Source organism: Noviherbaspirillum pedocola (genome assembly GCF_016632335.1).
In the GTDB taxonomy this organism is placed as follows: Bacteria; Pseudomonadota; Gammaproteobacteria; order Burkholderiales; family Burkholderiaceae_D; genus Noviherbaspirillum_A; species Noviherbaspirillum_A pedocola.
The window spans coordinates 541,499-554,476 of sequence record NZ_JAEPBG010000001.1 but is presented as its reverse complement, the minus strand read 5'-3'; the positions used below and the strand labels follow the sequence as shown (position 1 = coordinate 554,476).

The following is a 12,978-nucleotide window of genomic DNA, read 5'->3' as shown; positions in this document are numbered from 1 at the left end:
CGTACGTCCGCGGTCCGCGAACACATTGGGCTTCTTTCGTCAGCCCAACTTACCTCTGTTGGAATTGAGCCACCCGTGCGATCCCCGGCTTTTCTATTGACGTAAAATCGTGCCTCCCTTCATTTCTTTCCCAAGATGCGCGTGAAGCCTTTTCTCCAAGACCGTTTCCTGACGACGGCCGTTGCGGTATCCGTGCTGGCGCATGTGCTGCTGCTGGCAGTGCATTTCGCGCCGCCCGAGCCGTTCCGCTTCAAGCCGGTCGACCCGGGCCTGGAAGTCATCCTGGTCAATGCCCGCCACAACAAGGCACCGGTCAAGGCCGAAGCCTTGGCCCAGGCCAATCTCGACGGCGGCGGCAATGCTGACAAGGGCCGTGCCAAGTCGCCGCTGCCCAACATGAAGAAGACCGAGGATGGCGATGCAGTGCGCGCCGCGCGCCGCCGCGTGGCCGAGCTGGAAGAGCGGCAAAAGCTGCTGGCCCAGGAAGCGAAGCAGACGCCCAAGCGTGTGGCAAAGACGGCCGAGCACGATACGCCGAGCCCGACGCCGCCGATGCCCGCCGCCACCGAGGACACCGAATCCACCCGCGAACTCGCGCGCCGCACAGCCGAGATCAACCGCCAGATCGAGGATTACAACAAGCGCCCGCGCAAGACCCAGATCACGCCATCGACCCGTGAAGTCGGCTATGCGATGTATTACAGCCAGTTGCAGCGGCGCATCGAAAATATCGGCACCCTGAATTTCCCGCAGCAGAACGGCAGGAAGCTGTACGGCGAACTGGTGGTCTATATCCCGGTGTTCCAGGACGGCACGATTTATGAGAAGGAAGGCGGGCCGCGCATCGAGAAGACGTCCGGCAATCCGGCGCTGGACGCCGCTGCCCTGCACATCGTCCGCCGCGCCGCGCCCTTCGGCCGCTTTCCGGAAAACATGCGCACCAATGGCAAGGACGATGTGTGGGAGATCATCACCCGCTTCAAATTCACGCGCGATGATGCAGTGAGAGCCGAACTGCGAGGTAACTGATGTCCCAGCCCGACCGTTACGCCGTCATCGGCAATCCGATTGCCCACAGCAAATCGCCGGAAATCCATGCCCGCTTTGCGCAGCAGACCGGGCAGAACCTCGTCTACGAACGCCTGCTGGCCCCGCTCGACGGCTTCGAGCGCACGGTGCGCGACTTCATCGCCGCTGGTGCGCGCGGCGCCAATGTCACGGTGCCGTTCAAGCTTGAGGCGCATGCGCTGGCCACCGAGTTGTCGGTGCGGGCGCAGGCGGCGGGCGCGGTCAACACGCTGCGCTTTTCCGACGATGTGATCTTCGGCGACAACACCGATGGCGTCGGCCTGGTCACCGACATCGTGCGCAATGCCGGCGTGGCGCTGCACGGCAAGCGCGTGCTGCTACTGGGCGCGGGCGGCGCGGCGCGCGGCGTGATGTTGCCGCTGCTGGATGAAAAACCGGCCGAGCTGGTGATAGCCAACCGCACTGTCGCAAAGGCTGCCGAACTGGCGCGGGAATTCTCGCCGCCGCATGGCCGGGTGCATGCCTGCGGTTTCGGCGAACCCGAAGGCCGCTTTGACGTGATCATCAACGCCACCTCATCGGCCATTGCCGGCGACATGCCGCCGCTGGCGCCTGAGCTTTTCGGCCCCGGCACGCTGGCCTATGAAATGATGTACGGCCGCGAAGCTACGCCCTTCATGCGCTTTGCCGCGCAGGCCGGCGCCGCCACGCGCGACGGCCTGGGCATGCTGGTCGAGCAGGCCGCTGAAGCCTTCCTGGTCTGGCGCGGCGTGCGTCCGGACACGGCGCCGGTGTACGCGGCGCTGCGCGCGTCGCTGTAGTCCATGCTGCGCCGTCTGCTTTTCTGGCTGGTGCTCCTGCCGGTCGCAGCGATCCTGTGCCTGCAGCTGTATTACTGCGCGCAGATCTGGTGGTGGGTCGACCACAATCCCACGTCCACCGCCTTCATGCGCCAGCAGCTCTCCGCGCTGCGCGATACCAATCCGAAGGCGCAGCTGCAATTCCAGTGGGTCGATTACGAACGCATCTCGGGCAACCTGAAGCGCGCCATCATCGCGTCCGAGGATGCCAACTTCGCCGATCATGAAGGCGTGGATTGGGATGCGCTGGAAAAGGCTTACGAGAAAAACACGAAGAAGGGGAAGGTTGTCGCCGGCGGTTCCACCATCACCCAGCAACTGGCGAAGAATCTGTTCCTGTCCGGCTCGCGCAATTACTTGCGCAAGGGACAGGAAGTGGTGATTGCCTACATGCTCGAGTACTGGATGGACAAGGAGCGCATCCTCGAGATCTATCTGAACGTGGTCGAGTGGGGCAATGGCGTCTTCGGCGCCGAGGCGGCGGCGCGGCATTACTATGGTGCTTCCGCATCCAGCCTGTCCGCGCCGCAAGCCGCGCGGCTGGCAGTGATGCTGCCCAATCCGAGGTATTTCGATACGCATCGGGCTTCACCTTATCTGGCGCGCAGGACGGCGGTGATTCTGCGTCGGATGGGGGCAGCGGCGCTGCCTTGAGCAGCATTCGCAGTGTGTCTAGTTAGGAGTCTGAAATGGCGACACACCAGGCAACGATTTCTACGCCCGGAAGATTTAGACGATGTGGCAAGCCGACCTGCGCGTGCAGTGCCCTTTCTTTTCTTATTTACTGAACAATTTCTCGCGCCACTCCACTTAGGTCCTACGCCACGAAGCAACACATTTTGTTGTTGATGCGTATATCGAAAAGGCCCCAGCCCGTTCTCCGTATTCCAGTCGTGTACAAGCATGAAGCATCCTGGAACGAACGCGCGTTGAGCCGGATCCGCGACTCTTATTTGATTCTTCCTTGTTCAAGGTTTGTGCCGAGAGAGTATTGGTTTGAACACGCCTGGGGGGTCTGCATGAAACGCAGGGATTTTTTTTATTCCATAGCTGGTGCAGCGGCCACGCTGAGCGCGGGCGGCTGCGGCAGCAGTCAGGCCGGTGAATTACTGCTGGGAAGGGAATTCATGGATGCCGTGGCGCGTTTTCTCAATTTGCCTGGCACCCCCGTTTACAGCATCGATATCGTGTCGACGCCGAGTCAGCAGGCATGGGCCATGGAGCATCTTGCTGACCGCGAGACTGTGATAGGCAGCGCTTTCAAAACCTTCATCGTTGCCAAATGCTTGCAAGATGTGGAAGCCGGGCGACTGACATACATGCAGCTTGTCGATATCAATGACGAGATTCGTGTCAACGGTAGCCCGGTGTTCATCAACCTCGCTGGAAGCGTGCAATTGCGCAGTGTGCTTGATGCCATGATCGCGTACAGCGACAACACTGCTACGGATGCGGCCATGAAAATGGTTGGCGCTGAGCACGTGCGCGCCTTTCTCACGTCCGCAGGACTGCTTTCAACGCGGATTCCTGACTCCATACGTATCTTTGAGTCTTATGCGGCAGGAGCACCGCCAGGAGTGGATATCGGCTGGGAGGGCATAAAAAGCCTTTTGCAAGGCGTCCTGCCCGGCACGCCACGTCCAGTAGACAATGATCAGGTCTCGATTGTCAGCACGATGAAAGAACTCGTCTCTTATTACAAGCGCGTGCTGCGCGGAGAATTTTTTTCGAATGCATCAACTGTCAGCGAATTCAAGCGCGTTCATGCCGATGGCAATATCTTTTTCGCCGATCTTCCTGAAACCTCGATTTATGGCAAGCGTGGCAACGCTAGCTGGATGGAGTTTCATGTCTTGTGTTACGCGGGTCAGATGATTCCATGCGACGGCGTTACCGTAACCTTTGCCTTTGCGGTCAACTGGAATGGTCCCGATGCCGGTATGGCGGAAATCTCTGGTGATTTCAACGGTGCCATCAAGGATGCACTGTTGGCAATCAAACGGCATTTCGGAACTGCACCTGCTAAATGAGGCAATAGCAGTTTCCGCCCGCTTTGACTAAGCCTTTATCAGCACTTCAGGCTGCCTCACTAGTGAAGGTCGAGACCATTGCGTCATCTCGCCTTTCCCTCCCGTTTTACCTTGCCTGCCGCAAAGCTTCTCAGTACACTTGCCCCTGTTTTTTTCCGCCGGAGACCCGTCTTGGGTAGTCCTTCAAGAGACACGCAGCCATCGCAACATGGCGCCACGGCGAGATAAGCGTTCCTTCCGCACGCGCATCTCGCCATCCTGAAAATCAATGGTGGGTGCGCAGATTCCTGGCCGATCCGGCCGCGTTCCCGAATACAGTCGAATCCCGCGATGCCCGGCAGCGCGGGCTATGCCGCATGCCAGCGCTGCGGCGCGGAGTCCGAATGATCAATGTATTTGCGCTGCAGGGCGGCAGGCTCTCCCAGGTGAATGTCGATACTCGGGAAGATCTGGTGCAAGCCAGCCCGGTCTGGGTCGATCTGACCGACCCGAACGAGGAAGAACGGGAATGGGTGCGCAGCATCTATGGCGTGCACTTGCCGGGCGAGGACGAGGTCAAGGATATCGAAGCCTCGGCGCGCTATTACGAAGCTGAAAACGGCGACCTGCACCTGCGCACCGACTTCCTGCTCGACGATGACGAAGGCCCGGCGCGGGTCGTCACGGTGGCCTTCATCCTGGCGCGCAACATGCTGTTCTCGGTGCACAACGACGATCTGCCGGTATTCCGCCTGGTGCGGCTGCGCGCGCGCTCGCGGCCCGGCTCGATCAATGACTACAAGGATGTGCTGCTGGATTTGTACGCCACCGACGCCGAGTATTCAGCCGATGCGCTCGAAGGCATCTACAAGAGCCTGGAGGACGTGAGCCGCAGCGTGCTGCAGAAGGAATTCACCGACCAGGACGCGGCGGCCTCATTGAATGCGATTGCGCAGGAGGAAGACCTGAATGGCCGCATCCGTCGCAACATGATGGATACCCGGCGCGCGGTCAGCTTCCTGATGCGCGGCCGGCTTCTGAATGCCGACCAGTTCGAGGAGGCGCGGCAGATCCTGCGCGACATCGAATCGCTGGACAACCACACCGCCTTCCTGTTCGACAAGATCAACTTCCTGATGGATGCCACCGTCGGCTTCATCAACATCAACCAGAACAAGATCATCAAGATCTTCTCAGTGGCCTCGGTCGCCTTCCTGCCGCCGACGCTGATCGCGAGCATTTACGGCATGAACTTCAAGATCCTGCCGGAGCTGAACTGGGACCTCGGCTATCCGTTTGCGCTGGCCCTGATGGTGGGCAGCGCGATCGCGCCGTTCTGGTACTTCCGAAAGCGCGGGTGGTTGAAGTAGGTTGGGCTGACGAAGGAAGCCCAACATGCTCGCGGGCCGCAGACGCCTGATGTTGGGCTTGTCAGCCCAACCTACGCGTCATCGGATGCCTTACGCCTTCTTGTGCAGCCCCGAGCTCGCTTCCGGCCGCTCGATCAATTCCACCTTGTAGCCATCCGGGTCGGTCAGAAACGCGATCACGGTGCTGCCGCCCTTGACCGGGCCCGGCTCGCGCGTGACGTTGCCGCCCTTGGTGCGGGCCGCGTCGCAGGCCTTCTTCGCATCGTCCACGCCGATGGCGATATGGCCGTAGGCGGTGCCCATGTCGTACTTGTCCACGCCGTAGTTGTAGGTCAGCTCGAGCTCGGCATGCTCGGGATTGCTGCCGTAACCCATGAAGGCGAGCTTGTACTTGTATTCGGGGTTGTCGCTGGTGCGCAGCAGCTTCATGCCCAGCACGTTGGAATAGAAATCGATGGAGCGCTGCAGGTCGCCGACCCGCAACATGGTGTGCAGTATGCGCATGATGTTCCCTGTGGTTGAAACGGAAAGCCACGATTGTAGCCGCGCCGGTAGCGGCTTGCAGGAAGCGCAACAGCAACATGCATGCTCGCGCGCAAAGCGCTCAAAGCGGCGGCAGCGTCGTCAATCCATGTTCGCGCAATACCCGGCGTGATGCCGCATGATCCGGAAACACCGAGGCCACCACCGCCCAGAAGCGCGGGCTGTGATTCATTTCGATCAGATGCGCCAGCTCGTGCGCGATCACGTAGTCGATATGCTCGGGCGCGAAATGCATCAGCCGCCAGTGCAGCCGGATCATGCCGGCGGACGTGCAGGAGCCCCACTGGGTCTTGGCCGAGGTCAGCGTGAATGCGCGATACGACACGCCGAGCCGTTCGGCAAACACCGGCAGGCGCGCGGCGTAGCAGTGCCGTGCCTGCTCCTGCAGCCAGGCCTTCACCAGCGACTTCATCTTTTCCTCGGTCGCGCCCTCGGGCAGATGCAGCGCCAACTCGGCTGCATCCGCATCATGGCTGACCGCGGCGCGCCGGGCGGCAAAGAGGCGCAGCGTCAGCATGCCGCCGAGATAGGGCAACTGCGCGCCGTCTTCCCAGCGCATCTGCTCGGCTTGCGCCTGCGCCACGCGCTCGCGCCGCAGGGCCAGCTTGGACAGGATCCAGGCTTCCTTGTCGCGGATCGCGCTTTCGATATCGGCCAGCGTAACCCAGCGCGGCGCGGTCACGCGCAGGCCGTGCTCGTTGATCAGAAAGCCGATGGTCCTGCGCTTGCTGCGGCGCAGGGTGTATTCGAGGATCGCCTGCCGCAGCTGCAGCCGGCGCAGGCTGCCGGCCAGCAGCCCGCCCTTGGGCACGGCTTCCAGCGGCAGCGTGGACGAGGAGGGCGCGCTCATGGCCGATGCGCGGGCTCAGGCCGCCGGGACCTTGCGCTCGCGGCGATAGTCCCAGGGCGCGATGACACGCATCTCGCCTTCGATCCAGGCCTCGACCCTTTCCATCAATTCCTGCGCCGTCATGCCATCCGGCGCGATCGGCTTGCCGATCGACACCGTGATCACGCCCGGTGTCTTGATGAAGCTGTTGCGCGGCCAGCAGTCGCCGGAATTCATCGCGATCGGCACCACCGGCGTCTGCGTTTCCACCGCCAGGCGCGTGCCGCCGACCTTGTACTTGCCCTTCTGGCCCACCGGGATGCGCGTGCCCTCCGGGAACATGATGATCCACTGGCCGTTGGCCAGGCGCTTGCGGCCGTGCGCGACGATCTGCGCCATCGCATCGCGGCCCTTGCTGCGGTCGATCGGAATCATGCGCAACAGCGCAATCCCCCAGCCGAAGAAGGGGATGTACATCAGCGACTTCTTGAACACATACACCAGCGGCCTGGGCATGACGTTCAGGTAGAAGATCGTTTCCCAGGTCGACTGGTGCTTGGACAGCAGGACGACCGGCGCATCCGGCAGGTTTTCCATGCCGCGTATCTGGTAGCGGATGCCGCAGACGACGCGCGCGGACCAGATCACGAACACATTCCAGCGCCGCGTCCACCAGTAGCGCTGGCGATACGGCAGCGGCGCGGACAGAAAGCACAGCGGCGCCCAGATGCCGGTGGCGATCGCCATCAGGATCATGAACAGCAGCGAGCGCAGGAACAGGATGGGACGGGACATCATGACTCCGGTTTTCGACCTAGGCATTTCTGCGCCTGCCTTCCTTTTGCGACGGCAGCTCTTCGGCTTCCTTCGGCGGTTGCGCCAGCAGCGCATCGACCACGCCTGCCAAATCCGGATACACCAGCGTGCCCGGCGGCAGGCCGCCTTTCTCGCGGGTGCGCTCGCCCTTGCCGGTCAATACCAGATAGGGCACGCAGCCGGGACCGTACCCGGCCTGCAGGTCGCGCAGCGAATCGCCGACGCAGGGCACGCCCTTCAGGCTGACGTTGAGGCGCTTGGCGATCGTATGCAGCATGCCGGGCTTGGGCTTGCGGCAGTCGCAATTGTCATCGGCCGCGTGCGGGCAGAAGAAAATCGCATCGATGTCGGCACCGACCCGTTGTGCCTCGCTGTGCAGCTTCTGATGGATTGCGTTGAGCGTGACGATATCGAACAGGCCGCGTGCCACGCCCGACTGGTTGGTGGCGACCACGACGCGGTAGCCGGCCTGGTTCAGGCGCGCGATCGCTTCCAGCGAGCCGGGAATGGCTATCCATTCATCCGGCGACTTGATGAACTCGTCCGAATCCTGGTTGATGACGCCGTCGCGATCGAGAATGATCAGTTTCATGCGCACTCGCTCAGGCCGCCAGCTTCGAGATGTCGGCCACGCGATTCATCATGCCGTGCAGTTCGGATAGCAGGGCAATGCGGTTGTTGCGCAGCGCGACATCTTCGGCCATCACCATCACGTCATTGAAGAAGGCGTCGACCGCGTCGCGCAAACCAGCCAGCGCGCGCAGCGTGCCGGTGAAGTCGCCCTTCGCCCAGGCGGCGTCGATCTCGGACTTCAGGTTCGTCATCGCGGCATGCAGCGTCTTCTCGGCGGCCTCGACCAGCAGTTCGGGCTTGACCGTGGCGCTGACCTCATCCGTCTTCTTCAGGATGTTGCCGATACGCTTGTTGGCCGCGGCCAGTGCTTCGGCTTCCGGCAGCGCCGCGAAGGCCTGCACCGCGTTCAATCGTTCGACGATGTTGTCCAGCACCTCGGGCTGCTGCGCCACCACCGCCTCGACTTCGTTGCCGCTGTAGCCGCGCTCGCGCAGCAGGCCGCGCAGGCGTTCGTACAGGAAGGTCGTGACCTCAGCGGTCGGATCCTTGAAGTTGGCATTGCCGGCGAACAGCGTCGCGGTTTCCAACAGCAGCGCCGGAATTGCCAGCGGCAGGCGCTTCTCCACCAGCATGCGCAGGATGCCCAGCGCATGGCGGCGCAGCGCGAACGGGTCGCGGTCGCCGGTGGGGGCGAGACCGATGCCCCAGATGCCGACCAGGGTTTCGAGCTTGTCGGCCAGCGCGACGACGGTGCCGGTCATCGTCGACGGCAACGCATCGCCGGCGAAGCGCGGCTGGTAATGCTCGGAGATGGCCAGCGCCACTTCTTCCGGCTCGCCGTCGTGGCGGGCATAGTAAGTGCCCATGATGCCCTGCAGCTCCGGGAACTCGCCGACCATGTCGGTCAGGAGGTCGGTCTTGGCCAGCATCGCGCCGCGTTCGGCCAGCGTGGCATCCGCGTCGAGCATCTTCGCAATGCGCATGGCCAGCACCGTGATGCGGCCGGTGCGCTCGCCCTGGCTGCCGAGCTTGTTGTGATAGACCACGTTGGACAGACCCGGCATGCGATCCACCAGACGGCGCTTCTTGTCCTGCTCGAAAAAGAACTTCGCATCCGACAGGCGCGGGCGCACCACGCGCTCGTTGCCGCCGATGATGTGCGACGGGTCATCGGTCTCGATATTCGAGACGATCAGGAAGCGCGAGCGCAGCCGGCCCGATGCATCGGTGAGCGCGAAGTATTTCTGGTTGGTCTGCATCGTCAGGATCAGGCATTCCTGCGGCACCGACAGGAAGGCATCTTCGAACTGGCAGGCATACACCACAGGCCATTCGACCAGCGCATTGACTTCATCGAGCAGCGCTTCGGGCATCAGGATCCGGTCGCCCTCGGCCTTGGCCTGCAGCTGAGCGCGAATGCGCTGCTTGCGATCGGCGATGGACGCGATCACGCGGCCTTCGGTTTCCAGCGTGGCGGCATAGGCGTCGGCATTGGCAATCGTCAGCTCGCCCTGCGATAGGAAGCGATGGCCCAGCGTGACGTTCGATGCTTCCAGGCCGAGCAGCGATACCGGCACGACCTGCGAACCGTGCAGCGCGATGAGCTTGTGGACCGGGCGCACGAAGTGCACGGTCTCGCCATCCGGACGCTGGTAGCTCATCACCTTCGGAATTGGCAGTTTCGCGACCGTCTCGGTCAGCGCATCCTGCAGCCCGGCCGACAGCGGCGCACCCGGCGCGATATAGCTGTAGAACAGGCTTTCATTCTTGCCGTCGGCGGCGCGCTCAAGCGTATCGATCGCGATCTCCGGCACATTGGCCGACCTGGCCAGCGCCGCGAGCTTCTTCATCAGCGGCGCGGTCGGCTTGCCTTCAGCATCCAGCGCCACGGTGACCGGCAGCACTTTCTCGCGCACGGTCTTGTCCGGCGAGCCGGCGCGCACCGGGGTGATGGAGACAGCCAGGCGGCGCGGCGTGGCATAGGCGGTGGCAATGGCGCCGTCTTCGAGAAAGCCGCGCGATTTCAGGCCTTCGAAGATGCCGGCGGCAAAGGCCGCGCCCAGGCGATCGAGCGCCTTCGGCGGCAGTTCTTCGGTTAGGAGTTCGACGAGTAGGGTCTGGTTCATTGTGCTCATGCGGTGATGTCAGGCGGGGGCGCGGTTGTCGCCGCACATCGGGAAGCCGAGTTTCTCGCGCGATTCGAAATAGGCCTGGGCCACCGCGCGCGACAGGTTGCGGATGCGGCCAATATAGGCGGCGCGCTCGGTCACCGAGATTGCGCCGCGCGCATCCAGCAGGTTGAAGGTATGCGCCGCCTTCAGGATCATTTCGTAGGCCGGCAGCGTCACCGGCACGGCCAGCAGGCGCTTGGCTTCGGATTCGTAATTGCCAAACAGCGAGAACAGGAACTCGGTGTTGGAATGCTCGAAGTTGTAGGTCGATTGCTCGACCTCGTTCTGGTGGAACACGTCGCCGTAGGAAAGCGACTTCTTCACGCCGTTTTCTTCCCACTCGGTCCATACCAGGTCGTAGACGTTTTCCACGCCCTGCAGATACATCGCCAGGCGCTCGATGCCGTAAGTGATTTCGCCGAGCACCGGCTTGCAATCGAGGCCGCCGACCTGCTGGAAGTAGGTGAACTGGGTCACTTCCATGCCGTTCAACCACACTTCCCAGCCCAGGCCCCAGGCGCCCAGCGTCGGGTTTTCCCAGTCGTCCTCAACGAAGCGCACATCGTTCTGCTTCAGATTCAATCCCAGCGCTTCGAGCGAGCCGAGATAGAGGTCGAGGATGTTTTCCGGCGCGGGCTTCAAGACCACCTGGTACTGGTAGTAGTGCTGCATGCGGTTCGGGTTTTCGCCGTAGCGGCCATCCTTGGGGCGGCGCGACGGTTGCACATAGGCCGCGCGCCAGGGTTCCGGGCCGATCGCGCGCAGGAAGGTCGCGGTATGCGAGGTGCCGGCGCCGACTTCCATGTCGTAGGGCTGCAGCAGCGCGCAGCCCTGGCGGTCCCAGTATTCCTGCAGCTTCAGAATGACTTGTTGAAATGTGAGCATCGTGGTTTCGCGCCGCGTGAGCGGGCCGAAAGGGGAATGGGAAAGATTTGGAACAAACCCGGGATTCTAACAAAGCATGATGCTCGCAGGGTGGGCGCAGCCCACGCGGCTTGCTTGGTCGACCATGAACGTGTGAGCTGCGTTACCCCGTGAGGCCCATGCGGCTTTTGTAGGTTGGGCTGACAAGCCCAACGCAAGCGCAGCATCGACGGCTGATGTTGGGCTTGTCAGCCCAACCTACGCAGGCTACGCAGGCTTTCTTCTCCCCGCCAGCCACATCCCGCCAAGCAGAAGCAGCGCCGCCGTCACCGGCAGCGCGTTGCCCATCACGATATAGGGCGTCAAGCCATGCATGCCCTGCACCGACGCCGCCAGCGTGCCGCGGGTGAAGGGCTTGAGTTCGGCCTGCACCTGTCCGCGCGCATCGATGACCGCGGTGGCGCCGGTATTGGTGGCGCGCAGCATCGGCCGGCGCAGCTCCAGCGCGCGCATCTGCGAAATCTGCAGATGCTGCGGCAGCGCGATCGAGTCGCCGAACCAGGCGATGTTGGACATGTTGAGCAGCATCGTCGGCTCAGGCTTCTTCGCGAAATGCGCGGCCGCGATCTGGTCCGCGATCTCCTCGCCGAACAAGTCCTCGTAGCAGATGTTCGGCATGATCCATTGCCCGGATGCTTCGAACGGCGGCTGCAGCTTGTCGCCGCGGGTGAAGTCGCCCAGCGGGATGTTCATCATGTCGACGAACCAGCGGGCGCCGGGCGGAATGAATTCGCCGAAGGGCACGAGATGATGCTTGTCGTAGCGCCAGGCATGGTTGCCGCTGTCGGGGCCGAAGCCGAGCGCGCTGTTGGCGTAGCGATTCGGACCGTCGGACACCGGCACGCCGAGCACCAGGTGGCTCTTCGAGTCATGCAGGAAGGAAGTCAGCGACTCGAGGTAATCGGGCGGCAATTGCTGCGCGAGGATGGGCATCGCCGTTTCCGGCGTGGCGATCAGATCGGCCCGGGCCTCGGTGATCATTTCGCGGTACAGCGCGAGGCTGGCTGGCACCTGTTCCGGATTGAACTTCATCTCCTGTGGCACATTGCCCTGCAGCAGACGCACCGAGATCGGTTTGCCCTGCGGCTCGGTCCAGGCAATGCGTGCCAGCGGCAGACCGGCGATGAGCAAGACCGCGCCGAGGATCAGCGCGCGCGGCCGCCGCATCGCTGCCAATGCCAGACATCCGGCCACGAGCATCGCCAGCCAGCCGATGCCGTAGACACCGACCAGCGGCGCATAGCCGGCCAGCGGGCTGCCCGTATGCGCATAACCGGACGCCAGCCACGGAAAGCCGGTCGCGATCCAGCCGCGCAGCCATTCGCCGAGCATCCACAGCGGCGGATGGATGAGCAGCAGCGCCGTCGCGGTGGAGGCCGACAGGCGCAGCCGCAGCCGCGTGGCCAGCCACATCGCCAGCGCGGCATAGGCCGCCATCCAGGCCGCCAGCAGCGCGACCGCGGCCGCGGCCATCAGGGCCGGCATGCCGCCATAGTCGTGCATGCTGATGTAGAGCCAGTACACGCCGGCGGCCATCCAGCCGAAGCTGAAGCACCAGCCAACGAGCGCGCTGCGCACAGCCGAGACTTGCTGCGATACCAGCCACGACAAGAGTGCCAGGCTGGCGATCTCAAGCGGCCACCAGCCGAGCGGCGCGAAGCCGGCGACCGCGGCGATGCCGGCCAGCAGGGCCGCCAGCGGCGCGAAGCGTGACAGGGCCCAGGACGACAGGGCAGGGGACTTGGAATCGGAAAGCATCCGCGGCAGGTTCAGGAAAATTGGGTGGGTTCAATGGGACGGAAAAAGCAGCGCGCCCGGAACGGCCGGGCGCGTGCGCATGGCAAAGGCAGCGGC

At 63.1% G+C, this 12,978-nt stretch carries 12 protein-coding genes; 5 read left to right on the top strand and 7 right to left on the bottom strand.

Annotation, left to right across the window (positions count from 1 at the left end):
* Positions 1-135: 135 nt before the first annotated feature.
* The 5 genes from JJB74_RS02465 to corA all read left to right on the top strand — a co-directional run bounded on the left by JJB74_RS02465 (position 136) and on the right by corA (position 5,268).
* Complete coding sequence (locus JJB74_RS02465; protein ID WP_234483531.1) at positions 136-1,029, top strand: TonB C-terminal domain-containing protein; 894 nt, start codon at positions 136-138, stop codon at positions 1,027-1,029.
* Positions 1,029-1,850 carry a shikimate dehydrogenase gene (gene aroE, locus JJB74_RS02460; protein WP_200590228.1) on the top strand — a complete coding sequence of 274 codons (822 nt, stop codon included), beginning with the start codon at positions 1,029-1,031 and terminating at the stop codon, positions 1,848-1,850. Before JJB74_RS02465 ends, aroE begins: the two co-directional genes overlap by 1 nt.
* A gap of 3 nt (positions 1,851-1,853) precedes the next feature.
* The gene (mtgA, locus tag JJB74_RS02455) at positions 1,854-2,543 is read left to right on the top strand and encodes a monofunctional biosynthetic peptidoglycan transglycosylase (protein ID WP_200590227.1); all 690 of its coding nucleotides are present in this window, start codon (positions 1,854-1,856) and stop codon (positions 2,541-2,543) included.
* 365 nt (positions 2,544-2,908) lie between these two features.
* On the top strand, positions 2,909-3,919 hold the full coding sequence (locus JJB74_RS02450; RefSeq protein WP_200590226.1) for a serine hydrolase: 1,011 nt from the start codon (positions 2,909-2,911) through the stop codon (positions 3,917-3,919).
* A gap of 383 nt (positions 3,920-4,302) precedes the next feature.
* Positions 4,303-5,268, top strand: a complete 966-nt coding sequence (corA, locus tag JJB74_RS02445; protein ID WP_200590225.1) for a magnesium/cobalt transporter CorA — start codon at positions 4,303-4,305, stop codon at positions 5,266-5,268.
* Between the two features lie 90 nt (positions 5,269-5,358).
* On the opposite strand, the gene gloA is transcribed toward corA, so the two are convergent.
* The 7 genes from gloA to lnt form a co-directional block, all read right to left on the bottom strand.
* A complete protein-coding gene (gloA, locus tag JJB74_RS02440; protein WP_200590224.1) occupies positions 5,359-5,772 on the bottom strand; it encodes a lactoylglutathione lyase in 414 nt (137 codons plus the stop codon).
* A gap of 100 nt (positions 5,773-5,872) precedes the next feature.
* Entirely contained in the window at positions 5,873-6,661 is a 789-nt protein-coding gene (locus JJB74_RS02435) for a M48 family metallopeptidase (protein ID WP_200590223.1), read from the bottom strand.
* Positions 6,662-6,676: 15 nt separating this feature from the next.
* Positions 6,677-7,435: a lysophospholipid acyltransferase family protein gene (locus JJB74_RS02430; RefSeq protein ID WP_200590731.1), complete on the bottom strand. Its 759-nt coding sequence runs from the start codon at positions 7,433-7,435 to the stop codon at positions 6,677-6,679.
* Between the two features lie 19 nt (positions 7,436-7,454).
* Entirely contained in the window at positions 7,455-8,048 is a 594-nt protein-coding gene (gmhB, locus tag JJB74_RS02425; RefSeq protein ID WP_200590222.1) for a D-glycero-beta-D-manno-heptose 1,7-bisphosphate 7-phosphatase, read from the bottom strand.
* A gap of 10 nt (positions 8,049-8,058) precedes the next feature.
* On the bottom strand, positions 8,059-10,155 hold the full coding sequence (gene glyS, locus JJB74_RS02420) for a glycine--tRNA ligase subunit beta (protein ID WP_200590221.1): 2,097 nt from the start codon (positions 10,153-10,155) through the stop codon (positions 8,059-8,061).
* A gap of 18 nt (positions 10,156-10,173) precedes the next feature.
* The gene (gene glyQ / locus JJB74_RS02415) at positions 10,174-11,085 is read right to left on the bottom strand and encodes a glycine--tRNA ligase subunit alpha (RefSeq protein WP_200590220.1); all 912 of its coding nucleotides are present in this window, start codon (positions 11,083-11,085) and stop codon (positions 10,174-10,176) included.
* 246 nt (positions 11,086-11,331) lie between these two features.
* A complete protein-coding gene (gene lnt, locus JJB74_RS02410; protein ID WP_200590219.1) occupies positions 11,332-12,882 on the bottom strand; it encodes an apolipoprotein N-acyltransferase in 1,551 nt (516 codons plus the stop codon).
* Positions 12,883-12,978 lie beyond the last annotated feature (96 nt).

What these genes read in the sequence shown, in the direction of transcription:
- gloA (WP_200590224.1), bottom strand. Translation starts at nt 5,772, where the DNA reads ATGCGCATACTGCACACCATGTTGCGGGTCGGCGACCTGCAGCGCTCC.
- glyQ (WP_200590220.1), bottom strand. Translation starts at nt 11,085, where the DNA reads ATGCTCACATTTCAACAAGTCATTCTGAAGCTGCAGGAATACTGGGAC.
- JJB74_RS02430 (WP_200590731.1), bottom strand. Translation starts at nt 7,435, where the DNA reads ATGTCCCGTCCCATCCTGTTCCTGCGCTCGCTGCTGTTCATGATCCTG.
- mtgA (WP_200590227.1), top strand. Translation starts at nt 1,854, where the DNA reads ATGCTGCGCCGTCTGCTTTTCTGGCTGGTGCTCCTGCCGGTCGCAGCG.
- gmhB (WP_200590222.1), bottom strand. Translation starts at nt 8,048, where the DNA reads ATGAAACTGATCATTCTCGATCGCGACGGCGTCATCAACCAGGATTCG.
- JJB74_RS02435 (WP_200590223.1), bottom strand. Translation starts at nt 6,661, where the DNA reads ATGAGCGCGCCCTCCTCGTCCACGCTGCCGCTGGAAGCCGTGCCCAAG.
- JJB74_RS02450 (WP_200590226.1), top strand. Translation starts at nt 2,909, where the DNA reads ATGAAACGCAGGGATTTTTTTTATTCCATAGCTGGTGCAGCGGCCACG.
- JJB74_RS02465 (WP_234483531.1), top strand. Translation starts at nt 136, where the DNA reads ATGCGCGTGAAGCCTTTTCTCCAAGACCGTTTCCTGACGACGGCCGTT.
- glyS (WP_200590221.1), bottom strand. Translation starts at nt 10,155, where the DNA reads ATGAACCAGACCCTACTCGTCGAACTCCTAACCGAAGAACTGCCGCCG.
- lnt (WP_200590219.1), bottom strand. Translation starts at nt 12,882, where the DNA reads ATGCTTTCCGATTCCAAGTCCCCTGCCCTGTCGTCCTGGGCCCTGTCA.
- aroE (WP_200590228.1), top strand. Translation starts at nt 1,029, where the DNA reads ATGTCCCAGCCCGACCGTTACGCCGTCATCGGCAATCCGATTGCCCAC.
- corA (WP_200590225.1), top strand. Translation starts at nt 4,303, where the DNA reads ATGATCAATGTATTTGCGCTGCAGGGCGGCAGGCTCTCCCAGGTGAAT.